Annotated in this window: 22 protein-coding genes; 10 read left to right on the forward strand and 12 right to left on the reverse strand. The window is 54.2% G+C overall.

Features of this window, described 5'->3' with window-relative positions; genetic code table 11:
• Positions 1–50 precede the first annotated feature (50 nt).
• On the forward strand, positions 51–320 hold the full coding sequence (locus O1V65_RS19860; protein ID WP_017492309.1) for a YdgH/BhsA/McbA-like domain containing protein: 270 nt from the start codon (positions 51–53) through the stop codon (positions 318–320).
• 98 nt (positions 321–418) lie between these two features.
• On the opposite strand, the gene feoB is transcribed toward O1V65_RS19860, so the two are convergent.
• The 4 genes from feoB to greB form a co-directional block, all read right to left on the reverse strand.
• Positions 419–2764 (reverse strand): Fe(2+) transporter permease subunit FeoB, encoded by a 2346-nt coding sequence (gene feoB, locus O1V65_RS19865; RefSeq protein WP_269129966.1) that lies wholly within the window; start codon positions 2762–2764, stop codon positions 419–421.
• A gap of 4 nt (positions 2765–2768) precedes the next feature.
• Positions 2769–2999, reverse strand: a complete 231-nt coding sequence (gene feoA, locus O1V65_RS19870; protein WP_017492311.1) for a ferrous iron transporter A — start codon at positions 2997–2999, stop codon at positions 2769–2771.
• A gap of 268 nt (positions 3000–3267) precedes the next feature.
• Positions 3268–5607, reverse strand: a complete 2340-nt coding sequence (locus O1V65_RS19875; protein ID WP_269129967.1) for a Tex family protein — start codon at positions 5605–5607, stop codon at positions 3268–3270.
• 125 nt (positions 5608–5732) lie between these two features.
• The gene (gene greB / locus O1V65_RS19880) at positions 5733–6212 is read right to left on the reverse strand and encodes a transcription elongation factor GreB (RefSeq protein ID WP_017492313.1); all 480 of its coding nucleotides are present in this window, start codon (positions 6210–6212) and stop codon (positions 5733–5735) included.
• 363 nt (positions 6213–6575) lie between these two features.
• Between greB and ompR the strand changes: the two genes are divergently transcribed.
• Together ompR and envZ are read left to right on the forward strand one after the other, a co-directional pair.
• Positions 6576–7295 (forward strand): osmolarity response regulator transcription factor OmpR, encoded by a 720-nt coding sequence (gene ompR, locus O1V65_RS19885; protein WP_009635740.1) that lies wholly within the window; start codon positions 6576–6578, stop codon positions 7293–7295.
• Positions 7292–8647 (forward strand): two-component system sensor histidine kinase EnvZ, encoded by a 1356-nt coding sequence (gene envZ / locus O1V65_RS19890; protein WP_017492314.1) that lies wholly within the window; start codon positions 7292–7294, stop codon positions 8645–8647. The genes ompR and envZ overlap by 4 nt, the downstream gene beginning before the upstream one ends.
• A 106-nt stretch (positions 8648–8753) precedes the next feature.
• Here the strand turns inward: envZ and O1V65_RS19895 are convergent, their stop codons facing one another.
• The 7 genes from O1V65_RS19895 to O1V65_RS19925 all read right to left on the reverse strand — a co-directional run bounded on the left by O1V65_RS19895 (position 8754) and on the right by O1V65_RS19925 (position 15524).
• The gene (locus O1V65_RS19895) at positions 8754–9233 is read right to left on the reverse strand and encodes a PIN domain-containing protein (RefSeq protein WP_017492315.1); all 480 of its coding nucleotides are present in this window, start codon (positions 9231–9233) and stop codon (positions 8754–8756) included.
• Positions 9230–9475 (reverse strand): FitA-like ribbon-helix-helix domain-containing protein, encoded by a 246-nt coding sequence (locus O1V65_RS19900; RefSeq protein ID WP_017492316.1) that lies wholly within the window; start codon positions 9473–9475, stop codon positions 9230–9232. The genes O1V65_RS19895 and O1V65_RS19900 overlap by 4 nt, the downstream gene beginning before the upstream one ends.
• Positions 9475–11094: a phosphoenolpyruvate carboxykinase (ATP) gene (gene pckA / locus O1V65_RS19905; protein ID WP_017492317.1), complete on the reverse strand. Its 1620-nt coding sequence runs from the start codon at positions 11092–11094 to the stop codon at positions 9475–9477. The genes O1V65_RS19900 and pckA overlap by 1 nt, the downstream gene beginning before the upstream one ends.
• Positions 11095–11286: 192 nt before the next feature.
• On the reverse strand, positions 11287–12165 hold the full coding sequence (gene hslO, locus O1V65_RS19910) for an Hsp33 family molecular chaperone HslO (protein WP_017492318.1): 879 nt from the start codon (positions 12163–12165) through the stop codon (positions 11287–11289).
• Between the two features lie 55 nt (positions 12166–12220).
• Positions 12221–12634: a ribosome-associated heat shock protein Hsp15 gene (gene hslR / locus O1V65_RS19915; protein ID WP_017492319.1), complete on the reverse strand. Its 414-nt coding sequence runs from the start codon at positions 12632–12634 to the stop codon at positions 12221–12223.
• A 48-nt stretch (positions 12635–12682) separates the two neighbouring features.
• Positions 12683–13348, reverse strand: a complete 666-nt coding sequence (gene yrfG, locus O1V65_RS19920) for a GMP/IMP nucleotidase (protein ID WP_017492320.1) — start codon at positions 13346–13348, stop codon at positions 12683–12685.
• Between the two features lie 49 nt (positions 13349–13397).
• Positions 13398–15524, reverse strand: a complete 2127-nt coding sequence (locus O1V65_RS19925; RefSeq protein WP_017492321.1) for an intracellular growth attenuator family protein — start codon at positions 15522–15524, stop codon at positions 13398–13400.
• 476 nt (positions 15525–16000) lie between these two features.
• On the opposite strand from O1V65_RS19925, the gene nudE reads away from it, so the two are divergent.
• Complete coding sequence (gene nudE / locus O1V65_RS19930; protein ID WP_269129968.1) at positions 16001–16549, forward strand: ADP compounds hydrolase NudE; 549 nt, start codon at positions 16001–16003, stop codon at positions 16547–16549.
• A 93-nt stretch (positions 16550–16642) separates the two neighbouring features.
• Here nudE and mrcA read toward each other — a convergent pair whose 3' ends face one another.
• Positions 16643–19198, reverse strand: coding sequence for a peptidoglycan glycosyltransferase/peptidoglycan DD-transpeptidase MrcA (mrcA, locus tag O1V65_RS19935; RefSeq protein WP_026110587.1), 2556 nt, complete (start codon positions 19196–19198; stop codon positions 16643–16645).
• A 156-nt stretch (positions 19199–19354) separates the two neighbouring features.
• Between mrcA and pilM the strand changes: the two genes are divergently transcribed.
• The 6 genes from pilM (at position 19355) to aroB (ending at position 25070) form a co-directional block, all read left to right on the forward strand.
• Positions 19355–20203 carry a type IV pilus biogenesis protein PilM gene (gene pilM, locus O1V65_RS19940; protein ID WP_017492325.1) on the forward strand — a complete coding sequence of 283 codons (849 nt, stop codon included), beginning with the start codon at positions 19355–19357 and terminating at the stop codon, positions 20201–20203.
• Complete coding sequence (locus O1V65_RS19945) at positions 20203–20757, forward strand: PilN domain-containing protein (RefSeq protein WP_017492326.1); 555 nt, start codon at positions 20203–20205, stop codon at positions 20755–20757. Before pilM ends, O1V65_RS19945 begins: the two co-directional genes overlap by 1 nt.
• A 16-nt stretch (positions 20758–20773) precedes the next feature.
• Positions 20774–21649 carry a hypothetical protein gene (locus O1V65_RS19950; protein WP_017492327.1) on the forward strand — a complete coding sequence of 292 codons (876 nt, stop codon included), beginning with the start codon at positions 20774–20776 and terminating at the stop codon, positions 21647–21649.
• Between the two features lie 161 nt (positions 21650–21810).
• Positions 21811–23049: a DNA uptake porin HofQ gene (hofQ, locus tag O1V65_RS19955; RefSeq protein ID WP_225741554.1), complete on the forward strand. Its 1239-nt coding sequence runs from the start codon at positions 21811–21813 to the stop codon at positions 23047–23049.
• 354 nt (positions 23050–23403) lie between these two features.
• Positions 23404–23925, forward strand: coding sequence for a shikimate kinase AroK (gene aroK / locus O1V65_RS19960; protein WP_017492329.1), 522 nt, complete (start codon positions 23404–23406; stop codon positions 23923–23925).
• Positions 23926–23981: 56 nt separating this feature from the next.
• A complete protein-coding gene (aroB, locus tag O1V65_RS19965; RefSeq protein ID WP_017492330.1) occupies positions 23982–25070 on the forward strand; it encodes a 3-dehydroquinate synthase in 1089 nt (362 codons plus the stop codon).
• Positions 25071–25109 lie beyond the last annotated feature (39 nt).

Here is a 25109-nt window from a genome sequence, read left to right on the forward strand (position 1 = left end):
TTATCTTGACTGCTTTTAAAAATAATTCACCTAATAAAAGAGGTAATGTCATGAATTACAAGAAAATGGTTGTTGCTGCTCTGTTAGTGGGTACTTTCTCTGCCGGCGCGATGGCGGCCAAGGAAATCACCCGAGAAGATGCGCAGAAAAATAACTACACCAGTCTGGGCACCGTATCTATTGATAATGAGCAGACGGCGCCAATGGATGCGAAAAAGGCTATTTCTAAACTGGCCGATGAGAAGGGCGGTAAATATTTTGTTGTCATCTCTGCTGACACTGATAATAAAATCAGTGCGACGGCAGAAGTGTTTAAATAACCGTCACCTCATCGACATGAGGGTAGCTGTTTGCTTTACCCTCATGTCATAAACCTAACTCTGATGCTGATTTCAACGCCTGAATGTCATGAGTTTTTTTAAGATATTCCGCATTTTTTCCCTTCTGAACACCCTTTACAGCCACTTGATACCCGCGGTTTACTCACTGCGATGATGTCTGTCACCCTGTTCGAAACCCGGCTTTTTGAACGGCGTAATCCGATAAGAATAAAACCATTAACGACGATCACTGCGCCAATAATGGTCAGGCTTTGAAGAGGGTGCTCGGGGAGGGTTGCCGCCTGATAAAACAGCGTTGCCAGTGAGTAGGCAACGTTAAGTCCCCAGAGAATGGAGAACGCCATCCAGCTGCGGCTGGTTTCACGGGCGATGGCGCCCATCACCGAGACACAGGGCACATAGAGCAGCACGAAAATTAAATAGCTGTAGGCCGAGATGGCGGAGCCGAATTTGGCGCTCATTACGCCCATCGCGCTGGCGGCCATTTCACTGTCACCTTTGCTGGCCTCGATAGGGTTCGCCAGTACGCTCAGGCTAAAGGTATCGACCAGACTCTGCCCGGTTTCACGCACGGCATTGCGCAGCGCGCTTGCAGGGTCATAGCTGTTGGCATCAAAGGGTTCTGACTTCATTCTGTCGGCGGTATACAGCGTGTTTAAGGTACCGACAACTACCTCTTTGGCGAGCGCGCCTGTGACCAGGCCGACCGTGGCCTGCCAGTTGTCAGGATGCACGCCTATAGGCGATAGCACCGGCGTCAGGACCTTGCTGACGCTTGCCAGCGCCGAGTCGTTAAGGCCGTCGGCCGCCCTGCCGCTCAGTGAGAAACTGTTTAGTGCACCAATAAATACGCAGGCAATGACGATAACGCCACCCGCACGAAGGATGAAGCCTTTTAGGCGCTGCCAGGTTTGTTTCAGCAAACTTTTCAACTGAGGAATGTGGTAAACGGGCAGCTCCATGATGAACGGCGAAGCCTCGCCGCGCATAAGGGTATGCTTCATGACCAGACCGGTCATGACGGCGACGGTGATTCCGAGCAGATAAAGAGAAAAGATCGCCGAAGCACCGTGTTGCCCAAAGAAGGTAGCAGAAAACACGGCAAAGATGGCGAGCCTTGCGCCGCAAGACATAAACGGTGCCATCATCACGGTCATCAGGCGCTCACGCGGGGCGTCGAGGGTGCGTGCGCCCATAATCGACGGAACGTTACAGCCGAAACCGACAATCAGCGGCACAAAAGATTTGCCTGGCAGACCGAGCGACTGCATCAGTCGGTCCATAACGAATGCCGCGCGGGCCATGTATCCCGAGTCTTCGAGAAAGGAAAGAAACAGATACATCATGCCAATTTGTGGAATGAGCGGCATCACGGTGCTTATTCCACCGCCAATGCCCTGCGCCAGAAACAGCGTGAGCCAGACCGGAAAATGCAGTGAATAGCCTATCCACTGAATGCCGTCGACAAATATCGTCGCTGAACCTATTTCAAACAGCGGCTTCAGCGCGCCGCCGATGTTGATGGCCAGTACGAACATCAGGTACATCACCAGCAAAAAGAGGGGCACGCCGAGAAAGCGATTGAGGATGATTTTGTCCAATGCCTGCGTCAGCCTATGAGGCGAGCTCAGATGCGCGTTACTGGCGGCGGCACCTATCGCATTTATGGAGATGTAGCGTGCTTCGGCAATCGCCAGCGCGGGGTCAGCAACATTGGCCTCGACGAGAGTTTCCCGCACCTCAGGCAGTCGCGTGTTGGCATCACCGGCGTGCGTCGCGCTGTAGATATCGCCTTCGAGCATCTGTACCGCGAGCCAGTCACGTCTTTGATGCGGCAGATCGACAGGCATGGCTTCGGCCAAATTAACGATGGCATGCATCAGCGCCGGAGGATAATTGACGCGCTGGAGTGGGAGCGCCTGTGGGAAGCCGTCTATCGCGGCTGTTAAATCCGCGATTCCGTCGGTGCGGGTTGAAACCAGAGGGACGACAGGGCAACCGAGGCGTGCAGAGAGCATCTTGATATCGATAGTGATGTTTTGTTTTTCGGCGATATCGAGCATGTTGAGCGCCACGATACAGGGAATACCTAGATCGAGGATTTGTAGCGTCAGATAAAGATTTCTTTCAAGACTGGAGGCGTCGATAACGTTTATAAGCAGGTCGGCGTCGTTGCTTAATATGTAGTGGCAGGCAATCTGCTCGTCGAGCGAGGTCTGACTGGAGATAGTCGTCAGCGAATAAGTGCCGGGCAGGTCAACCAGTTTTACCCTGTGCTCGCCGGTCAGGAAATGGCCTTCCTTACGCTCAACCGTCACACCCGCCCAATTACCCACCCGCTGGCGTGAACCTGTAAGTTGGTTGAAAAGGGTGGTTTTACCCGAATTAGGGTTTCCAATCAGGCCTATTGTCATTGCTTTCATGGCGTTATCTTTGCTCCTGCAGCTCGACATGCAGCAGCTGCAAATCTTTCTTGCGCACGATGAGGCAGGTACGTCGGGTTTCTATCTGCATAGGGTCACCCAGCGGGGCGACGCGCAGCACGTTGAATTCGGAGCCAGGCAGCATGCCGAGCGACAGCAGTTTTTGCCGGTAGGCGGGGCTGATATCACGAGAGAAGCCGATGACTTTGTAGCAGCGCTGAGTCTGAAAGTGCATGGTGAACCTCTGTAGTGTCCTTTGGGACCAAAGTTTTGCATCCTGTTTGCATAACTTATTGAACAGTAAGGCTAATAATAATCATTACTGATTTGCGGAAGGGGTGAGACAGTCCGGCAGCGAAGAATAGTTTCGGTGCGTGAGTATGCTAATCCTCAGGGGAAGGGCGTTTATTGATGTAGCTCAGGTTAAAAGGGGTAAGAAGGGGAAATTAAGGCAAAATAAGGGAAAAATAAGGGAGCAGGCGTATCGCTGCCCCCTATTCTGTTTAGCGTTTTTTACCGAAGGCGGCAGCCAGAGCGTCAGCCATCGCATTGTTGCCCGCGCTGGCGTTGCCACGACCGGCCGGTGCCGCGTTCCCGCGTTTCGGTGCTTCACGTCCTTTGGCCGTGGCCGGTGCAGGCGAGCCACTGCTGCGGCGCGCTGGGCCTTCACCCGGCTGTTCGTCGAGACGCATCGTCAGCGCAATACGCTTACGCTGCAGGTCAACTTCCATGACTTTAACCTTCACGATATCGCCGGTTTTCACCACCGTATGCGGATCTTCTACGAACTTGTTCGCCAGAGAAGAGATATGCACCAAACCGTCTTGATGTACGCCAATATTAACAAAAGCACCGAAGTTAGTGACGTTGGTCACTGTGCCTTCGAGCACCATGCCCAGCGTCAGATCGTTCATGGTCTCGACGCCTTCGGCGAAGGTCGCGGTTTTGAACTCAGGACGCGGATCGTGACCCGGTTTTTCGAGCTCTTTGATGATGTCGGTGACGGTCGGCACACCGAAGGTGTCGTCGGTAAACTCGCTGACCTTCAGCCCACGCAGTACGTTTGAGTCACCCATCAGCTCTTTCAGCGCCAGCTGAGTCGCCGCCAAAATTCGCTCAACTACCGGATAGGTTTCCGGGTGAACGGTCGAGGCGTCGAGCGGGTTATCTCCGTGGTTAATACGCAGGAAGCCCGCGCACTGTTCAAAAGCTTTAGGCCCGAGACGGCTGACTTTTAGCAGCTGTTCACGGTTGCGGAACTGGCCGTTCTCGTCGCGCCAGTTCACGATATTCTGCGCCATCATGCGGGTCAGTCCCGCAACGCGCGTCAACAGAGGAACCGAAGCGGTATTGAGGTCCACGCCGACGGCGTTTACGCAGTCTTCCACTACGGCATCAAGTTTTTTGGCCAGCAGACTTTGGCTGACATCGTGCTGATACTGGCCCACGCCGATAGATTTTGGGTCGATTTTCACCAGTTCGGCGAGTGGGTCCTGCAGGCGGCGGGCGATAGACACGGCGCCGCGAATAGAGACGTCGAGATCCGGGAACTCGAGCGCCGCCAGTTCAGAGGCCGAGTAGACCGAGGCTCCGGCTTCGCTAACGATAACTTTCTGTGCTTTAACTTCAGGGAACTGCTTTTGCAGCTCGATGAAGAAGCGTTCGGTCTCGCGTGAGGCGGTGCCGTTACCGATAGCCACCAGCTCGACGTTGTGTTTGATGCACAGCGCAGCGACCTGTTGGGCTGCTTTCGCTGCCTGACCGGTGTGGGGATAGACGGTGTCGGTGCCGACCAGTTTACCGGTGTTATCCACCACGGCGACCTTAACGCCGGTACGCAGACCCGGATCGAGACCCATGGTGGCGCGCATCCCCGCTGGAGCGGCCATCAGCAGGTCGTGCATGTTGCGGGCGAATACGTTGATAGCCTCGTCTTCGGCACGTTCGCGCACGGTGCTCATCAGCTCGGTTTCAAGGTGCATCAACACTTTGATACGCCAGGTCCAGTTGACAACCGCGCGACGCCAGACGTCAGCCGGAGCATTGTTGAGCTTCAGGCCCAAGTGGTCGATGATGATTTGCTCGGCATAGCTCTCGCGCGGCGGTTCATCAGACTGAGGATCGGCATTCAGGCCCAGCTGTAAGACGCCTTCATTGCGGCCGCGGAACATCGCCAGCGCACGGTGTGAAGGCACCTGAGAAATCGGTTCATGATGATCGAAATAGTCGCGGAATTTCGCGCCTTCCTGCTCTTTGCCCTCGACCATACGCGAGGTCAGATGGGCATTTTTCCACAGATAGTCACGTACTTTCGCCAGCAGAGAGGCGTCTTCGGCGAAGCGTTCCATCAGAACGTAGCGGGCACCGTCAAGGGCGGCCTTCACGTCGCTTACGCCTTTATCGGCATCGACGAAGGCGGCGGCGGCCTGCTCTGGCTCTTGTTGTGCGTCCTGCCACAGCAAGTCGGCCAACGGTTCGAGACCGGCTTCGATAGCAATCTGGCCACGCGTGCGGCGCTTTGGTTTAAACGGAAGATAGAGGTCTTCAAGCTCGGTTTTGCTCAGCGTGCCATTAATGGCCTTCGCCAGGTCATCGCTCAGCTTGCCCTGTTCTTCGATAGACTTGAGGATAGTCTGCCGACGGTCTTCCAGTTCGCGCAAATAACCCAGGCGGGTGTCCAACTGACGCAGTTGGGTATCATCCAACCCGCCGGTGACTTCCTTACGATACCGCGCAATAAATGGCACGGTATTACCTTCATCCAGTAAGCGGACGACAGAAGCAACCTGCTCCGGACGTACCTGCAATTCTGTCGCGATAATGCGGCTCAGTTGATCATTCATAAGTTTTTTATCTTACTTTGGGTATAAGTAGATGACGTGAAAACAGGGGGACAGTTATACGTTTTGAACGCCCAAAATGCCAGCCATCCACGCGTGGTGACCGGCGTTTTGAGAAACTTGGAAGGTCATTCGCCTTGAGTATAGTCAATCTCGTTGACGTACCAGACGGCATCGCCGACCGGCGTGGTGACGACGGTGCTGTCTCCGACCTCTTTTTTCAGCAGGGCACGGGCCATCGGTGAATCGATGGATATATAGTCTTTGCGGCCAAAGATTTCATCATAGCCGACGATACGAAAACGCATCGTCTGGCCGTCGTCATTTTCAATCTCGACCCAGGCACCGAAGAACACTTTGCCGTCCTGCTGTGGCGAGTAATCGACAATGCGCAGCTGTTCCATGCATTTGGTGAGATACCTCACCCGGCGGTCGATTTCGCGTAAGCGTTTCTTATTATACTGATAATCGGCATTTTCACTTCTGTCGCCAAGGCTGGCTGCCCAGGTCACTTTTTTGGTGACTTCGGGACGTTCTTCCCGCCAGAGAAAGTCGAGTTCCTGCTTGAGTTTCTGGTAGCCTTCGCGAGTTATCAGCTTGGTTTTCATCGGCTTCTTCGTTTTTATCTGAGGAGGTGGAAACAGTGTTCACCGGAATTTATCCGGATTTTGTCTATCAGGGCAGAATAACTCAGCGAAACGCATCAGGGAAACCCTCTATTGCCGAGATTTTTGCCTGCAAAAGGAGAGTGCGCCCAAAAGTGTAAAAAGCATAAAGATATGAACAGACCCCTTAGCGGCGTAGTTTTTGCTGCAAGAAGGCGTGAAATCCCTAAAATTTATTGATAAATTGGGCAAACCATAAGCATTGTTACAATTTCGACTAGAATATATACCATTAAAAGCTGTTGGTTATAGCCAGCTTTTTTAACAATACCGGCTTCAGGTATTAGCGCCTTTGGGAGTAAGAAAATGCAAGAGAATCACAAGATTCTGGTAGTTGATGATGACATGCGTTTGCGCGCACTTTTAGAACGTTATCTGACCGAGCAAGGCTTCCAGGTGAGAAGCGTTGCCAATGCTGAACAAATGGATCGTTTATTAACGCGTGAATCCTTCCATTTGATGGTGCTTGACCTGATGCTTCCAGGTGAAGACGGCCTGTCAATCTGCCGCCGCCTGCGTAGCCAAAGCAACCCAATGCCGATCATCATGGTGACCGCGAAGGGTGAAGAAGTCGATCGTATCGTTGGCCTCGAAATTGGTGCCGATGACTACATTCCAAAACCGTTTAACCCGCGCGAGCTGTTGGCGCGTATCCGTGCCGTGTTGCGCCGTCAGGCCAATGAACTGCCGGGTGCACCTTCGCAGGAAGAAGCGGTGATTTCGTTTGGTAAGTTCAAACTTAATCTCGGCACGCGTGAAATGTTCCGTGAAGACGAGCCTATGCCTTTGACCAGCGGTGAATTTGCCGTGTTGAAAGCGCTGGTAAGCCATCCACGTGAGCCGCTGTCTCGTGACAAACTGATGAACCTGGCTCGCGGCCGTGAGTACAGTGCGATGGAACGTTCTATTGACGTACAGATCTCGCGTCTTCGCCGCATGGTTGAAGAAGATCCGGCGCATCCGCGTTATATCCAGACCGTTTGGGGCCTGGGCTATGTGTTCGTACCGGACGGCAGTAAGGCATGAGGAAAATACGCTTTTCACCGCGTAGCTCCTTTGCCCGTACTTTGCTTTTAATCGTCACCCTGCTGTTTGTCAGCCTGGTGACGACCTATCTGGTGGTGCTGAATTTCGCTATCCTGCCGAGTTTGCAGCAGTTCAATAAAGTCCTGGCCTACGAAGTCCGTATGCTGATGACCGACAAGCTGCAGCTTGAGGACGGCACACTACTGGAAGTGCCTCCGGCATTTCGCCGTGAGATTTACCGAGAGCTGGGCATCTCGCTGTACACTAACTCTGCTGCCGAAGAGAGTGGTTTACGCTGGGCGCAGCACTACGAGTTTCTGAGCCAGCAAATGGCTCAGCAACTTGGTGGCCCCACCGATGTTCGTGTCGAAGTAAACAAAAATACCCCGGTCGTATGGCTCAAAACCTGGTTGTCGCCCGACATCTGGGTGCGCGTGCCGTTGACCGAGATCCATCAGGGCGATTTCTCGCCGCTGTTCCGCTACACGCTGGCGATTATGCTGCTGGCTATCGGCGGTGCCTGGCTGTTTATCCGTATTCAGAACCGACCCTTGGTTGAACTGGAGCACGCCGCGTTGCAGGTTGGTAAGGGGATTATTCCGCCGCCGCTGCGCGAATACGGTGCCTCGGAGGTGCGTTCAGTGACCCGGGCGTTTAACCAGATGGCCGCGGGCGTCAAACAGCTGGCAGATGACCGAACTCTACTGATGGCTGGCGTTAGCCACGACCTGCGCACGCCGCTGACGCGTATACGTCTCGCGACCGAGATGATGAGCAGTGAAGACGGTTACCTCGCTGAATCAATCAATAAAGATATCGAAGAAAGTAACGCGATTATCGAGCAGTTTATTGATTATCTGCGCACGGGGCAGGAGATGCAGACTGAAGTTTGCGATCTTAACTCGATTCTGGGCGAAGTGGTGGCAGCAGAAAGCGGCTACGAGCGCGAGATTGAAACTGACCTGGTCGATGGCGACGTGCTGGTCAACGTGCATCCGTTGTCCATCAAACGAGCAGCGGTGAACATGGTTGTCAATGCGGCACGCTACGGTAATGGTTGGATCAAGGTCAGCAGTGGTCATGAGCTGAATCGTAGCTGGTTCCAGGTCGAGGACGATGGTCCGGGCATTGAGCCTGACCAGCTGGCACATCTGTTCCAGCCGTTCGTACGCGGCGACAGTGCGCGTACCATCAGTGGAACTGGGCTGGGTCTGGCTATCGTGCAGCGTATCATTGATGCACACGCCGGCAGCCTGGATATCGGCAAGAGTCCGCGCGGTGGGCTGCGGTTTAGGGCTTATCTTCCGAGGGTGACTCGGGAGCCGATGGCGGCATCAACGACAGAGTCTTAAAAGCAAAGGCCTCGGAGGTCGGCTTCATAGGACTCCGAGGAACTTTTCCGCTCCGCTTCGACAGCTTCAATGGGCATTTGATCGCCCGCACCTAGCCCGTAAGGGATTAAGATTTGCGACTCATGATAAAGTATTCGGCTGCTTCTTCGCGCCAGCGCGGGCTTCCCTGGTTTTCCCATGGGTTGAGCAGCGCAATGCCGGTCTGCGAGAAGCGCGCAACCTCGGAGGTTGCCAGTCGCGCCTGATGGTGTCGGCAAATCGCCGCGGTCTGTAATTCGTTGTAATTCAATGGGGTAGGGTACGCCTGATTCTCAGCGTAAAGCTGGGCGTAAATCAACGCGCTCGGCGCATCGAAGGCCAGCAGTCTGCCGGCAAAGTCTTGATTAAGCATCTCGAGGAGCAACGTCGAAACCTGCGCTTTCTGGCGGTTGTCTGCCAGGCATTCCGCGCTGGCAAACAGTTCCGCGACGGAGATAGCGGTCAGGAACAGCTGCTGCGCGTCCTGCGCGTTCAGCCACTCCAGCAAATATTTGTGCGGTTTTGGCCGCATTATTTCCGCTATCACCGGCGTATCAAGCACAATCATTCGTCATTGTCTCTTTGACGAGATGCTTCACTTCTTTGTGGTAAAGCCAACTCAACGCCACCGCTCTGCGAGAAACGCTGTTGCAGTCTGCTGCCTAAACCATAGCTCGGCTGGCTGCCTTGCAGCGCCTGGCGGAGAATGATCCGGGCCTCCTCTTCCATGGAGTGCCCGTTTTTTGCAGCCGAGAGTCGCAGCAAATCTTTGACTTCGTCATCAAGGTTGCGAATCGTCAGCGTCGCCATTACAGCTTAGGTCCCGCGCTTACCAGAGCGGCACCGGCCGGGGTGTCAGTGTATTTGCTGAAGTTTTCAACAAACAGCGTGGCCAGATCTTCAGCTTTGCTCTGCCACTGCTCTGCGCTTGAATAGCTGTCGCGTGGGTCAAGGATCTGCGTGTCAACGCCCGGCAACGACTGTGGAACCGCCAGGTCGAAAATTGGCAGCTGAGTCGTTGGCTGATTGTCGATTTCACCGCTGAGGATGGAGTCGATAATCGCACGGGTATTTTTCAACGAGATGCGCTTACCAGTCCCGTTCCAGCCGGTGTTGACCAGATAAGCCTTCGCGCCAGACGCCTTCATGCGTTTTTCGAGCACTTCTGCATACTGCGTAGGGTGCAGCGTCAGGAAGGCCGCGCCGAAGCAGGCTGAGAAGGTTGGCGTCGGTTCGGTTACGCCGCGCTCGGTACCGGCCAGTTTGGCGGTGAAGCCAGACAGGAAGTAGTATTCGGTCTGCTTGTCGGTCAGGCAGGAAACCGGTGGCAGCACGCCGTAGGCGTCGGCGGTCAGGAAGATGACCTTGGTCGCATGGCCTGCTTTAGAAATAGGCTTGACGATATTATCGATGTGATAAATCGGGTAGGTCACGCGGGTATTTTCGGTTTTAGCACCGTCGTTGAAATCAATGATGCCCTGCTCATTGACGGCAACATTTTCCAACAGCGCATCGCGCTTGATGGCGGCAAAAATGTCTGGCTCGGCTTCGTGGCTCAGATTAATGGTTTTTGCGTAGCAGCCGCCTTCAAAGTTGAACACGCCTTCGTCATCCCAGCCGTGCTCGTCGTCGCCGATAAGCTTGCGTTTAGGATCGGTAGACAGGGTGGTTTTACCGGTCCCTGACAGGCCAAAGAACACCGCCACGTCGCCTTTCTCGCCAACGTTTGCGGAGCAGTGCATAGAGGCGATGTTGTTGAGTGGCAGCAGGTAGTTCATCACGGCGAACATGCCTTTCTTCATTTCGCCGCCGTACCAGGTGCCGCCAATTAGCTGAACGCCTTCAGTCAGGTTGAACGCGATGAAGTTCTCGGAGTTCAGACCCTGCTCTTTCCAGTGTGGATTGCTGCACTTGGCGCCGTTCAGCACCACGAAGTCTGGCTTAAAACCGACCAACTCTTCATCGGTAGGACGGATGAACATATTTTTGACAAAGTGTGCCTGCCAGGCTACTTCAGTGACGAAGCGAACTTTCAGACGGGAATTCTCGTTGGTGCCGCAAAAAGCATCGACAACAAACAGGCGTTTTCCAGAAAGCTGACGGCCAACTAACTGCTTCAGCTCCTGCCAGGTCTCCTGACTCAACGGCTTGTTGTCATTCTTTCCTTTGCCCTGATCTGCCCACCAAACGGTGTCGCGGGTCGTGTCGTCACGGACGATGTATTTGTCCTTTGGCGAACGGCCGGTGAAGATACCCGTATCAACGTTAATAGCGCCGAGCTCGGTCAATTGACCGCGTTCAAATCCTTCCAGACCAGGAGCCAACTCCTCCTGATAAAGCACTTCGTAACTCGGATTATAAATGATTTCATTAGCTTGAGTGATCCCGTACTGGGCCAGCTCATCAGCTGAAAAAGGTGTACTAGACATATCCCTGCTCCTTTATATACATCGTCTGTCTGCGCGATATTGTAGGGAGAACAATAGTCCTTTTACACGGGAGTCACCAAATAATTGAAGCTATTGGAACATTTTTGGTAGATTTGAGATGTAGAGCACGGAGTAATGTAACAGGAGCAGCTATTAAACTGCTCCTCAGGTGGAATTTTATGCGGGATTTACTCAGTGAATGCTGTCATTGCTGCTGTTTGCGCCCGAGCGAATCGATACCATGTCCATCGCGTCAAACACGTAATGACTGCCGCAATAGTCGCAGTGCATATCAATTTTTTCATCTTCTTCAAGCATTTCCAGAACTTCTTCATCCGGCAGCGTCAGCAACGCGTCAGCACAACGCTGACGAGAGCAGGTGCACTTGAAGCAAACGTCCTGTGGTTCGTACAGCGTCACCTCTTCCTGGTGATACAAACGATACAGTACTTCGTTGGCTGGCAAGGTGAAAAGCTCTTCCGCCTTGATGGTGGTTGTCAGCTGAGACAGGTGGCTGAACTCTTCAGCATCGGTTTCCTGCGCAGGCAGAACCTGAAGCAGCATACCGCCCGCCGCTGGCTGGCCTTCCGACTCACCGGTGCGGATAAAGATGCGCGTAGGCAGCTGCTCTGAGCGCAGGAAGTAATCTTCCAGACATTCTGCCAGGGTTTCCCCTTCGAGGCCCACCACGCCCTGATAGCGCTCGCCTTCGGTTGGGGAAATGGTAATAACCATATACCCATTGCCGACCATCTGTTTCAGCGTGCTGCCTTCGGCGATGTCACCCTGCAGACGCGCTACGCCACGCATTTCTTGCAGATTGTTGCCGTTGATAACCGCCAGCTTCAGAGGACCATCGCCCTGAACCTGCACGGTGATGTCACCGTCGAACTTCAGCGTGGCGGTCAGCAGGCTGGTCGCAACCAGCAGCTCGCCCAGCAGCGTGCGAACTTCAGCAGGATAATCATGGCCATCTACGATTTGCTGAAAGGTTTCGCTCAGGGATACCAACTCGCCGCGCACGGCGTGATGATTGAATAAGTAACGGTGTAATTGATCTTTATTAGACATAGTTTACGTTCTCTTTTTGGCGATCGTGCCCTTGCAGCGGTTAACGCAGAGGACGTTATTCTTGATCGCTATATTTAAATTTAATCAGGCTGCGGCGTTCTTTCTTGTCCGGACGCCTGTCGGGATGCGGCATCGTCAGAGCATTCATCTTGCGGGCCTGAGAGATTTTCTCCCGATTGGCCACGCTGGCTTCCGTTTCCTGATAAAGCGTTTGAGCCTGTTCTGCACTGCGTCGCTGGTCGGTGACGTCTAGCACCACCACGACTTTTTCGTCATTGCCCTGACGCAGTTTTATCTCAGCGTTAAGCTCGACCAGTTTACTGGGCTTACCACGCTGGCCGTTGTAATGAACCTTGCCGCCTTCAATCATCTCTCGGGCGAGGGCGCGGGTTTTATAGAAACGCGCGGCCCACAGCCATTTGTCGAGACGAACGGCGTTATCATCCTGTTGCTGTGCTTTTGCCTTCATGATTCCTCCCGTTTCGGGCAGGGGCATAATCTGCTGAGGCCGCGCCGGTTAACCCAAAGGTAACAGACTGCGGTAATCACTGATTGAAGGATGACCCTGAAATGACTTTGTCGCCATCGTAGAGTCGGGATTTTCTATACCAAGACAGTAGCGGATCCCGTAGGCCTTCGCTGCATCAAGAATAGGTTCGCCGTCGTCTACAAAAAGCGTCCTCGCCGGATCAAAACCGGTTTGCTGCTGGACGGCAGCCCAAAGGCGCTGATCTTCTTTCGGATAACCAAATGTGTGGGTGGAAAGCAATAAATCAAGGTGCTGGTCTAAACCCGTATGCTCAATCTTCACCGCCAGACTGTGCGGATGCGCATTGGTTAGCAGGATGGTGCGTCGCCCGCTTTGGCGTAACTGTGTTAAAAAAGGCGTAGTATCTTCGCGCAGTTTCGCGTTACTGCCAATATCCGTGGTCATCTGGTAGATGTCCAGGTCGAGCTTTTTACTCCAATAGTCGAAGCAGTACCAGTTCATAGTGTGCTGTACTGCAAGATATTCCTCGTGGATGTGCTGCCTGGCCTGCTGCAGCGATATCTGGCGTTTCTCGCTCAGCGCCATGGGAACCTGCTGAAGCCAAAAATGGCTGTCGAAGGCTAAATCCAAAAGGGTGCCGTCCATATCCAGCAGTACGGTATCAATGTTATTCCAGTCCAGGTCCAGCATCATCTCTCTGTACTCTTCAATCTTTGATGAGGTCAGTCGCGCAGAGCAACGGTTACGACATCAACGTGGGATTAAAACAGCTGCTGTAATAGGCCTGAATTTTTTCCATCCGCTGCCTGTCGTTTATGCGGCGCTTAATCAACAGCACGACATTGGTCAACAGCGTGGCGATAACCCCCATCAGCAGGATGGTCGTGCCGAGATAGCGCCACAGCGTCGAGATATCCGGTTCGCTGTGCAGCGAGATATGGCGCGTGCCGTTGGCATCAATGCTGATGTTGGTGATGACACCCTGTGCTGCAAAGCGAGTATGCAACAGCATTGATGACAGATTTTGCAGCTGTTTCCATTGGTCCAGCGGATTATAGGCGAAAAGTGACAGAGCAGGACGGGCTTCTGGCACCAACTGTTTGCCTTCGTCGTTACTGATCAGGAAACCGCCCGGCGGTGGGCTGTTAAGCGCTGAAGCCGCGCGCAGGGTTTCATGGGAGTAAAACGCATTCGTCGCGCTGTTGACTAATTCATTGAGCGACTCGGCGCTTACCGGGCGCAGCAGAACGTTCATGCCTTTAAGCTGGCCTGACTTAGCGCGTTTGACCAGCGTGCTCCAGTTATCGGCATTGCCCAGATTGACCAGCGCATTTTTCAAACGCACGCAGTCTTCGCTGTTGCTGCACAGCGATTCGGTTTTCAGCACAATGTCCGAGAAGTCGTCGAGTAGAATCATGCCGGATTTCTCGATGGCGGTCGCCAGCTGCGGGTTGATGCTTTGCTCGTTACCCGCGCTGCCCGGATGCAGCTGATTGTGCACCGTCGCTATTAGGTCATCGGCGGCTTCAATCGTTTCAGACTGTGGGATAGGCAGCGGAGTGGCCTCGTTCCAGTACACTGAAGAACAGTCAAACGGCAAAAATGGCGACGTGTTGCCGCTGCTAAGATGTGGCGGCACATAACACATGCCAGTACCCTGTACTTTAAGCGTGTCGCCAACGCGCAGTGGCGTTTTTTCTAACGCGGCCACGCTGTTGACCTGCGTACTCTGCGCGCCCTGAAGCCAGGCTACGCTGAGTTTCAGCGACAGGCTAAGAGGCACGTAGGCCAGCAGCATCAGCAGCAAAAACAGTGAACTACAGGTTAGAACCAGATTCTTGCCCCAGCGCTGTAGCGGAAAGTTTTTGACTTCGTCGTGCAAGGAAAGGAACCGGCCCTGACGAACCACCTGGCTGTTGAGATAGACGTCAATATTGGTTTTTTGACCCAGCTCACGGCCAATGTAGGACTGCCAGTGTGACGGATAAACCAGGTCTACCACGCCGAGCGAAATGTTGCTGATATCGCCCTGTTTCGATTCGCCAAACAGGCCCCAGCGCTTAGGCATGCCGCGCAGGCAGTGGATCTCTTTGCGATTGCGGCCGAGCATATCCGACAGCAATCGCCAACCTACCCACGCCGCCAACAGCAACGTAAGTGCCATCATCCACGGCAGGATTGCCGGCGGACCAATCAGCGCAATAAACACCAGTATCATCGCCAGCGACAGGGCAATCGCCTCGCTCACGCCGTTCGACTGGGTAAGCTTATGTTCTTCTCTGGTTTCCTGACGCACGCTGACCAGTTCGACGTGGTCACTCTCTTCGGGGCGAATAGACGCGTTACGCGGCGGCGGGGCAACCACCGCAGAGGTCACCGAGGCACGGTCGTAAATATGGTCGACCAATGAATGCCCGTTGAGCGAGATGACCAGCGGGATAGTCTGTGTCTTGATTAACTCGACGTGGTTTTCCTGCGCAATGTACTGTTCCCAGAACAGCGGCAGGTGAATTTCCGTGGTCTCGAGAAAATAGCGCCATTTATTCGGATCGTCACTGGCCAGCCCGTAGCGGGTAATGGCGCGGGTAACGGAATAAACGCTCTCGCTTTTGGCGGTCAGAGCTAGCTTGTCGCGCTGCAGCATGAGGTTGCTGCGGTGGGTCATTGGCGTTGGGCTAAGAGGATCGTTCTGGCGGAAATACTTTTCAACAGCGTCGCGCTCCTGTTGAGTCAGTTTGCGCTGGTGTGGTTTTGAAAAATGTATGCTGGAAGAGGCTAACCGTCGGCGTTGCAGCACAAATCTCAGGCCTATGCCCGCGATGAGGAGAACTGCACACAATAAAATCAGCGTCTCGACGACTGTACTCATCCTATCCCCGTTCAGACTCAGGCGTGGTGAGTCATCTGATTGAAAAATTTAAACATATTGAAATCTGAAATATAAAGTTCAAAAGTGTTTAGAACCTGTCTCTTATCAGAAAAGCTACTATCAGGAAAAAGTTTTATTATTGTAATCAAAGTATTTGTTAGTCTGAATCGAGGTATGAAGAAATGTTTCACACAGTCCATGCCACTTTGAATCATAACAATCTCTTGCCCAAAATGGGTATCGGCATAATCCTATTTTTAATCATCTCTGAATTTGCTAACACCTCGAATGTACCGTGAGGTACGCAGATGTTACACAAATGGAACAGTAAAGGCAGGCATTACGTAAAGAATCGCGTTGAAAGATTGCGATACGGGTGAGCATTAACGCATTATAGGAATCGTGAATGTTAGGTAGTACAGGCTGGCTGCGGTAAGGGTTGGTCGTAGCAAGGGGATAATATTATTGGGGACGATATGGATAAGCACCTGCAAAAACCTAAGATCCTGAAAGTTGACACTATAGCCCGCTCCCGTTTGTTTACCATCGAGTCTGTCGATTTGACGTTTAGCAATGGCGAACAGCGTGTCTATGAAAGGATGCGGCCTTCGGATCGCGAAGCGGTGATGATTGTACCGATCGTGGGTGACGATTTGCTGCTGATTCATGAATACGCCGTCGGCATCGAGAGCTACGAGCTGGGGTTTCCTAAAGGGCTCATTGATCCAGGTGAAACAGTACTCGAAGCGGCTAACCGTGAACTGATGGAAGAGGTGGGCTTCGGCGCACAGCATTTCGACGTGCTGGCCAAGCTGACGATGGCACCGTCTTATTTTTCCAGCCGGATGAACATCGTGATTGCCAAGGGGCTTTATCCGCAGAGTCTGGTCGGGGATGAACCTGAGCCTTTGCCGCAAACGCGATGGCCTATCGCCCGAATGATGGAACTGCTGGAGCAGCCTGATTTCAATGAGGCAAGGAACGTTAGCGCCCTGTTTTTGGCGCACAAGTTTCTCACGCGCTGATGAATAGAATTCAGAATTGAAAAAGCCGGACTGAGAATTCCCAGTCCGGCTTTTTTATTGGCGAATCAGCCGAGATTCAGAGGCCCGCAGGCATCAGAACAGCTCTTTAGACTGGCCGTTATCCATGATGGTGGTACCGACGTCGTGCACGGCGTGCTCGGTCGGTTGAGTTCCATCAATAAAGTACTCCATGCGGCTGTCGGCAGACCCATCGGCCAGCTTGCCGCTGCGTTTGTCGATTTTGACCGACACGATGCCAGGAGGCGGGCTGAGCATTTGCTCGGGAACGCCATCCAGAATGGTCTTCATGTAGTCGTCCCACGCTGGCTGTGCACTCTTCGCGCCACCTTCATAACCGGAGATCTGGTCAGGGATTTCGCCCGATGCCGTAGTGCGGCCCAAATCACGACGGTGATCGTCGAACCCGATGTATACCGAGGTCACGACGCCCGGACCGTAGCCTGAGAACCACGCATCTTTCGAACTGTTGGTGGTACCGGTTTTACCGCCGATATCATGGCGCTTAAGGTCTCGTCCTGCGCGCCATGCGGTACCCATCCAACCCGGTTCGCCGAAGATGTTGCTGTTCAGCGCATCGTGGATAAGGAACGACAGCTGAGTACTGATAACGTGTGGCGCGTACTCTTGCTGGGTATCGCTCTGTACCTGGCCCGGCGTCACCTGTTCAAGCTGCGGTTGAGGAACGGTGGCGTTATTTGGCTCGTTGGAGACCGCCACGTTCTCGACGTTGTCATCCGACAGCACGGCGGTTTTCTGCGAGTTGCCGTAAATCACCGGAATATCGCAGGTTTCACAGGCAATACGCGGCTTCTCTTCGAAGACGGTCTTGCCCGACTCATCAACAATCTTGGAGATGAAGTACGGATCAATCAGATAGCCGCCGTTGGTCAGCGCGGCATAACCTCGCACCAGCTGCATTGGCGTAAAGGACGCAGAACCCAGCGCCAGAGACTCCGAGTGCACGATATTCTCAGGCGGGAAGCCGAAACGCTGCAGATAGTCTGCGGCATAGTCGACGCCCATCGCACGCATCGCACGCACCATCATCACGTTTTTAGACTGCCCAAGGCCCTGACGCAAGCGGATTGGACCATCGTAGGTTGGCGGTGAGTTTTTAGGACGCCATTCGGTACCTGCACCTGCATCCCAGCGGGTGATCGGCACGTCGTTGAGAATGGTCGCCAGCGTCAGGCCTTTGTCCATCGCGGCGGTGTACAGGAACGGTTTAATGTTCGAGCCCACCTGACGCAGCGCCTGCGTTGCACGGTTAAATTTGCTCTGATTAAAGTCGAATCCGCCCACCAGCGCTTCAACGGCACCGGTCACGTTATTCAGAGACACCAGCGCCGAGTTGACGTCTGGCACCTGCGCCAGCCACCAGTCGTTGCCGACCTTGCGCACCCAAATTTGCTGACCCGGCTGAACCACGTCACCGACTTTCTTCGGATTCGGGCCCTGGCTGGTGTCAGAACGGAAGGCACGTGCCCAAGTCATACCGCTAAACGGCATGCTGATGTTGTCGCCGTTGGCCATGACGGCCGTTGCCTGATTATCGTCAATCTGGGTCACTACGGCCGGGAACAGCGGTCCATACACCGGCAGCGTTTTCAAGGAGTTAACAATGCGCTTCTGGTCCCACGGCGTTTCACCCACTTTCCACAGCTGGTTCGACGGGCCACGGTAGCCGTGACGCATGTCATAGGCCAGCACGTTGTTACGCAGAGCGTCCTGTGCGGCCAGCTGAGTTTTGCGGGTAATGGTGGTGTAAACGGAGTAACCGTCGGTGTAGGCATTGTCGCCGTAACGTTTAACCATCTCCTGACGCACCATTTCGGTGAGATAAGGCGCGGAGAAAGCGATTTCTGGCGGATGGTAGTTGGAAACCAGCGGAGCCTGACGGGCCGCATCGTACTGCGCCTGAGTGATGTATTTCTCGTCAAGCATACGAGAAAGCACCACGTTGCGGCGAGCCAGCGCACGGTCGTGCGAATACAGCGGGTTAAAGGTTGACGGCGCCTTAGGCAGACCGGCGATAACCGCCATTTCACTCAGCGTCAGCTGATCGACATTTTTACCGAAATAAACCTGAGCAGCCGAACCCACACCGTAGGCGCGATAGCCGAGATAGATCTTGTTGAGGTAGAGCTCAAGGATCTCGTCTTTGGTCATCAGCTGTTCAATACGGATAGCCAGGAAGGCTTCCTTGATTTTACGGGTCAGGGTGCGTTCTGGACTCAGGAAGAAGTTTCTGGCCAGCTGCTGGGTGATGGTGCTCGCACCCTGCGAGGCACGGCCTGTAAACAGGGCAACCGAAGCGGCACGGAAAATACCGATAGGATCGATACCGTGATGCTCATAAAAGCGGCTGTCCTCGGTTGCGATAAACGCATGCACCAGGTCCGGTGGGATCTGGTCGAGTTTCAGAGGAATACGACGCTTTTCACCGTACTGAGCGATCAATTCGCCGTCGGCGCTGTAAACCTGCATAGGTGTCTGCAAGCGTACGTCTTTCAACGTCGCGACATCGGGCAGCTGTGGTTCGATATATTTGTAGAGTCCATATATCGAGGCGGCTCCCAGCACAATGCAACACACTATTAGAGTCAATAAATACTTTACGAACTTCACCTGATAATTCCCATTAAATGACATTTGGGCAGTTTATAAACAGCCGCGCGCGCAGTACGGTAGTCGAAGGCAGAGTATAAAAGCAAGCCTGCCACATAGATATACCCACGATACGGAGCCGGGTATGCCCTAAAATCGACAAGGAAGCGTAATGCAATGCGACACTGTTCATGGTACGTGGGCCTGGATATTCAAAACGATTATGCCAGAGCTATCGCCGTACAACGGCGGCGAAACGGCTGGCAGTTGCGCCATTGGTGGCAGCAGCCGTTACCGCAGGTGGTCATGCGGCAGGGAATATTACATGAGACCGAACAATTAATCGCCATTTTATCGCGCTGGCGTCACTCTTTGCCTTCAACCATTTCATTACGCATTTGTTTACCTGCACAGCGGATTATTCAGGTTCGTCTCCCGCTACCGGACAATAGGCTGAAGGAGCCGCATCGTCATACCTTTATAAGTGCTAGCGCTGCCAAACAGCTGCCGTTGGCGATGGAGTCACTGGCAATCGACTATCGCGTCGAACCCTGCGATGACCAGCGATTGATTGTTACCGCAGCGCGGCGGGAAGAACTTGCCCAGTGGCAGCACTGTCTGGCGCAGGCCAGGCTTTTCCCTGAGGTTATCGAACTGACGCCTTGCGCGCTTCAGTCTGCCGCCAGCGCGGCGGGGGTATCGAGAGAGTCGCTGCTGCTGCACCGCTTAAGCGACGGGTGGCTGTGGGCATCGCCACACGGGCTACCCTTCCAGTTTGGATTGTTTGATGACGATGAGGTGGCCGATCCCAACTCGCTTGGCCCCACGCTCGCCCCACTTTATCTGGCACATAAACTTTGCGACGGTGACATCTATTACACTAGCGTTGTCGATACTGCGCCGCCTAAGGGGGTGCAGAACTGGTCACCTTTCGCCGCCTTTTCCCAGATGTCACCCCCCATTCCGCCCAACTGCGGTGCGTTCGCTATCGCGGCGGGTCTGGCCGTTCGCCCGGCCGACCAGTGATGCTGCGCGTCAATCTGCTCCCCTGGCGTGAGCGAGCCTTTGAGAAACGCTATCGTTTTTGGCGCGGGCTGTTGCTGTGCGGAATCGCGGGCTGTGCGCTGTGGCTGATATTTTCTGCCTGGAGTACTCAACGGCAGACGGCAAGTCGGCAGCAACAGCTCTCGGCGCTTATGGCCTATCAGCTTTCCCTGCAACGTCAGCTCGAATCGGTACAGGCTCTGGGTGAACGCTACAGGCTGGCCGAGGCATTGAACCAGCAAAGCGACGCGCATTTTCAGCGCAGCCTGCACGTAGTCCAGCGCTTACGGCATCTGTCGCGGGTGGTGCCGGAGGGGGTATGGGCGACGCGGCTAAGCGACAGTGCCGTCCAGTTTCGGCTCGACGGGGAGGGAGTGGCATACGGAGAAATCCTGGCGCTCAGTAAAAGTCTCAGGGATGCGCCGCAGCTGCCGCAGGTGCAGTTGCAGGAGGTGAGGTTGCTTCCGGCCGCGAATCTGTCCTTTTCGGTCAATGCGAGACTTCCCGGCGCTGATTCTGTGGCCCGCGGCGATTAAAAGAAAGGAAACATCAATGCGAACGGAATATCGCGAAATGCTCAAGCGCCTGATGCAACGGCCCAATGGGCAGATTGCCTTACTGCTTGCCTTAGTGCTGTCGCTGCTGCTCACGGCCGGTTACGGACTCTCGCTCCATGGTCGGAAACAGTATGCTCAGGCGATTGCAGTGCAAATAAAGGAACAAAGGCAGTTGAGTGCCCAGCGCCAGCGTGTGTTGCTGTTGCAACCTTCGCGGCGTGCATGGCAGGCCAATCTGGATTTGCTGAAGCCACCTGCTGAAGCGAGGCAGTCTTTGCCTCATTATCTCCTGGCGCCGTTAGACGCGGTCTCTGGGCGCTTGCTGCACTGGCAGCCGGAACAAAAGACGCCCGTCAGCGCGGGGCAACAGCAAGGCGCTTTCAGGCTACAGGTCTCTTTTCACGGACTGATTCAGTTATTGCAGACCCTGCTGTTGCAGCAGCCTGCGCCCGTGGCAATTGAGCAGCTCAACGTGACAAAAAATCAGAGTATCGCCCCGCTGCTGGACGTCACGCTGCACCTCGCCACCTATGCGGGGCGCGTCAGTCAGGCGCAAAGGGAGCGGGCAGCGTCTGACATCGCCTCACCGCTGCTGCGAGACCCCTTTCAGGCAGATGATAATCGCCCTTGCGGTGAACCTTCCGACGGAGAAACGCTGACTCAGCTTAAGGGAATACTCGGTGGCGCGGGGCGCTATACCGGCTGGCTTATCGATGCCAGGGGGATGTGGCTCAAGGCGCAGGCGGGCGGGACGATAGCCGAGGGGAACTGGCACGTTGAAGAGGTGACCGATAAGCAGGTGCGTATCCGCACCCGCAGCGCCCAGTGTGGCGAGCGGCAACAAATATTCACGCTTGTGCGCCCTGATTAGGGTCAACGAAACGCGTCATGGAGGACTGCTTGATGAATTATTGTAAAAAGCTTATGCATAATAAATCTAAAGACGGCAAAGGGCAGGTGCGCGGAGCTTCCGACTGCGCGCGGTGCGGCATCATCTTTATCGTTGGCATAACGCTGTCAGCGACTTGGGCCATGGCTGCCGAAAAGCCGAAAGTCATACAGTTAAAGGAAAAGGCGGTGCCAACGACGGTGAGCCTCGAATTTTTCGATGCCCCGACAGGCCTCATCTTGCAGGCATTGGCCGACCATCAAGGCCTCAATCTGATTATCGGGCAGGGCGTAGAAGGCCGTTTGAGTCTTCGGCTGAACAACCTGCCGTGGCAGCAGGCGATGGACGTCGTGATGCATATGGGGAAATTGACCAGTCAGAAACAGGGCAACGTGCTGATGATTTTCCCGGAGTCTGAGCTGGCGGTGCAGCGCCAGCAAAAGGTCGAGCAGGCCGAGCGGCAGAAACAGGCGCGGCCTCTGGTCAGCCTGACGCTCGGGCTTAAACACGCCGATGCCACAGCGGTGGCGGCGCAGCTCAACGCCCAGAAAGGTACGCTGCTTTCTCTACGTGCGATGGTCAGCGCCGATTCGCGTACCAACCAGCTGCTGCTCCGCGATGCGCGGCCCGAGCTCGATAACGCACGGCGCTGGGTCGAGGCGATGGACTTCCCGATTCAGCAGGTGCGGATTGCCGCGCATATCGTGACCATGAACCGAGACAGCCTGAACGAGTTAGGCCTGCGTTGGGGGCTGAACCAACCGGCGACGGGCGCCAGATCATCGCTGGTAGAAAACGTCGAGATGGGGCAAGGCATTGAGAATCCGATGGTCACCGCCGGATTCACCCTTGCCCGCATCGGTGAGCGGTTGCTGAGCCTGGAGCTGACGGCGCTGGAGCAGAAGGACCGCGTCGAGATAATCGCCAGCCCGCGCCTGATGACGGCCAACATGCAGACCGCCAGCATCAAGCAGGGCACCGAAATCCCCTATCAGGTCTCGAGCGGGACCAGCGGCGCAACCTCTATCGAGTTTAAAGAGGCGGTACTGGGCATGGAGGTTACGCCGAAAATCCTTCCTAACGGTGCGATTACGCTGGCGCTGCAAATCAGCCAGAACATGCCGGGGCGCAAGATAAAGCAGGCAGAGGGCGAAGCCCTGTCGATAGACAAGCAGGAAATTAAAACCCAGGTCACGGTAAAAGACGGTGAAACGCTGGTGTTGGGCGGGATTTTTCAGCAGCAAGACATAAATACCGTGAATAAAGTGCCGGGATTAGGCGGTTTACCGTTGATTGGTGGGCTGTTCAAACAGCAATCTTCGCATGACCAACGTCGCGAATTAGTTATTTTTATCACTCCAACGCTGATCAACAGCCAATAACCTTTATTACTTGAGTATACTGTCAGACTGAAATCGCACGATAACGTTGAGCTTATGCAACTTTTTGTGTCGGTAAAGGCTTCTGAGTTTGACGCTGCGGCCGATTTAGCTTACAAGGGTTACCGAATTGAGCACCGAGATTTTTATTTAATGCCATCGCGCCGATAAAAACGTATGGTTTCCCTCCTGCGGCGCGCTATGTAATTTATTCGGTTGCCAAACTACCAGGAGTGTTGAGATAATTTTTATCTGATCTCGCACTATCGCTCATGAGGTTTCAGTTTAGGTCCCGCCGCTAATTTGATTGGCGGGGCGGGTTATCATCAACGAATTGTCTTAGTAATACCGAAAAACATGGCAGAGAAACGCAATATCTTTCTGGTTGGGCCTATGGGTGCCGGCAAAAGCACTATTGGTCGACAGTTAGCTCAACAACTCAATATGGAGTTCTTCGACTCCGATCACGAAATTGAGCGACGTACCGGAGCTGATGTGGGCTGGGTATTTGATTTGGAAGGTGAAGAAGGATTCCGCGACCGCGAAGAGAAAGTGATCAACGAGCTCACCGAAAAACAAGGCATCGTTCTGGCAACCGGAGGCGGTTCCGTGAAATCACGTGAAACCCGTAATCGTTTGTCAGCCCGCGGCGTCGTCGTATATTTAGAAACTACAATTGAAAAACAGCTGGCACGTACTCAACGTGACAAGAAACGTCCTTTGTTGCAGGTGAGCTCCCCGCCACGCGAAGTGCTTGAAGCACTTGCGGCAGAGCGTAACCCGTTATACGAAGAGATAGCGGATGTGACTATCCGTACCGACGACCAAAGCGCCAAGGTTGTTGCTAATCAAATCATTAACATGATTGAAGGCAACTGATTCTGGCATTCCACCACAGCCTGAGGGTGTAAGTTAAGAAGGTCATTGAGCACGACATGGAGAGGATTACTGTAACGTTAGGGGAGCGTAGCTATCCCATTACGATTGCCGCCGGATTGTTCAACGATCCGGCTTCTTTTATGCCTGTAAAGGCAGGTGATCAAGTCATGCTGGTGACAAACCAGACATTGGCACCTCTCTATCTGGACAAAGTTCGTTCAGTGCTTGAGCAAGCAGGCGTTCGTGTTGATCAGGTTATCCTGCCTGATGGCGAACAGTACAAATCCCTGTCTGTTCTGAATGAGGTCTTCTCTGCTCTTCTCGAGAAGCCTCACGGTCGTGATACCACCCTCGTGGCTCTTGGCGGTGGCGTAATTGGCGATTTGACCGGCTTTGCTGCGGCCAGTTATCAACGTGGTGTGCGCTTTATTCAGGTGCCTACCACGCTGCTTTCTCAGGTTGATTCTTCCGTTGGGGGCAAAACTGCCGTCAACCATCCGCTGGGTAAAAACATGATTGGGGCGTTCTATCAGCCTGCCTCGGTCGTGGTCGATTTAGACTGCCTGCGCACTCTGCCGGCCCGTGAGCTTTCGTCCGGTCTGGCAGAAGTTATCAAATACGGCATTATTCTGGATGCCGACTTCTTCACATGGCTCGAAAACAACATGGATGCCCTGCTGTCGCTGGATATGAACGCGATGGCTTACTGCATTCGTCGTTGCTGCGAGCTGAAGGCCGAAGTGGTTGCCGCCGACGAGCACGAGCACGGCATGCGTGCGCTGCTCAATCTGGGGCACACCTACGGCCATGCTATCGAAGCCGCCATGGGTTACGGCGTCTGGTTGCACGGCGAAGCCGTTGCTGCGGGCATCGTGATGGCGTGTTACACCGCGCATCGTCTCGGTCAGTTCAGCCTTGAAGATATTGCTCGCGTTAAATCTTTGCTGGTGCGCGCAGGCCTGCCTGTCAGGGGTCCGCAAGAGATGACCGCCGAGTCCTATTTACCGCACATGATGCGCGATAAAAAGGTGCTGGCGGGCGAACTGCGTCTGGTCCTGCCTACGGCAATCGGCGCGTCCGAAGTCCGTAAAGGCGTGCCTCATGATACGGTGCTTGCATCAATCAATGACTGCCGGGTGCCTTAAGCACTCAAGAAAGTCACGCGCAGTAAGCCAGAACAGTTG

Source organism: Rouxiella badensis (assembly GCF_026967515.2).
GTDB classification, from domain to species: Bacteria; Pseudomonadota; Gammaproteobacteria; order Enterobacterales; family Enterobacteriaceae; genus Rouxiella; species Rouxiella badensis.

Bases quoted from the DNA above. Each gene is read 5' to 3' on its own strand.
- envZ (WP_017492314.1), top strand. From the start codon at position 7,292: ATGAGGAAAATACGCTTTTCACCGCGTAGCTCCTTTGCCCGTACTTTG.
- O1V65_RS19895 (WP_017492315.1), bottom strand. From the start codon at position 9,233: ATGATTGTGCTTGATACGCCGGTGATAGCGGAAATAATGCGGCCAAAA.
- O1V65_RS19945 (WP_017492326.1), top strand. From the start codon at position 20,203: ATGCTGCGCGTCAATCTGCTCCCCTGGCGTGAGCGAGCCTTTGAGAAA.
- greB (WP_017492313.1), bottom strand. From the start codon at position 6,212: ATGAAAACCAAGCTGATAACTCGCGAAGGCTACCAGAAACTCAAGCAG.
- hslR (WP_017492319.1), bottom strand. From the start codon at position 12,634: ATGAAGGCAAAAGCACAGCAACAGGATGATAACGCCGTTCGTCTCGAC.
- nudE (WP_269129968.1), top strand. From the start codon at position 16,001: ATGGATAAGCACCTGCAAAAACCTAAGATCCTGAAAGTTGACACTATA.
- hofQ (WP_225741554.1), top strand. From the start codon at position 21,811: ATGGCTGCCGAAAAGCCGAAAGTCATACAGTTAAAGGAAAAGGCGGTG.
- pckA (WP_017492317.1), bottom strand. From the start codon at position 11,094: ATGTCTAGTACACCTTTTTCAGCTGATGAGCTGGCCCAGTACGGGATC.
- O1V65_RS19950 (WP_017492327.1), top strand. From the start codon at position 20,774: ATGCGAACGGAATATCGCGAAATGCTCAAGCGCCTGATGCAACGGCCC.
- O1V65_RS19875 (WP_269129967.1), bottom strand. From the start codon at position 5,607: ATGAATGATCAACTGAGCCGCATTATCGCGACAGAATTGCAGGTACGT.
- pilM (WP_017492325.1), top strand. From the start codon at position 19,355: ATGCGACACTGTTCATGGTACGTGGGCCTGGATATTCAAAACGATTAT.
- O1V65_RS19900 (WP_017492316.1), bottom strand. From the start codon at position 9,475: ATGGCGACGCTGACGATTCGCAACCTTGATGACGAAGTCAAAGATTTG.
- aroK (WP_017492329.1), top strand. From the start codon at position 23,404: ATGGCAGAGAAACGCAATATCTTTCTGGTTGGGCCTATGGGTGCCGGC.
- hslO (WP_017492318.1), bottom strand. From the start codon at position 12,165: ATGTCTAATAAAGATCAATTACACCGTTACTTATTCAATCATCACGCC.
- yrfG (WP_017492320.1), bottom strand. From the start codon at position 13,348: ATGATGCTGGACCTGGACTGGAATAACATTGATACCGTACTGCTGGAT.
- ompR (WP_009635740.1), top strand. From the start codon at position 6,576: ATGCAAGAGAATCACAAGATTCTGGTAGTTGATGATGACATGCGTTTG.
- aroB (WP_017492330.1), top strand. From the start codon at position 23,982: ATGGAGAGGATTACTGTAACGTTAGGGGAGCGTAGCTATCCCATTACG.
- O1V65_RS19925 (WP_017492321.1), bottom strand. From the start codon at position 15,524: ATGAGTACAGTCGTCGAGACGCTGATTTTATTGTGTGCAGTTCTCCTC.
- O1V65_RS19860 (WP_017492309.1), top strand. From the start codon at position 51: ATGAATTACAAGAAAATGGTTGTTGCTGCTCTGTTAGTGGGTACTTTC.
- feoB (WP_269129966.1), bottom strand. From the start codon at position 2,764: ATGAAAGCAATGACAATAGGCCTGATTGGAAACCCTAATTCGGGTAAA.
- feoA (WP_017492311.1), bottom strand. From the start codon at position 2,999: ATGCACTTTCAGACTCAGCGCTGCTACAAAGTCATCGGCTTCTCTCGT.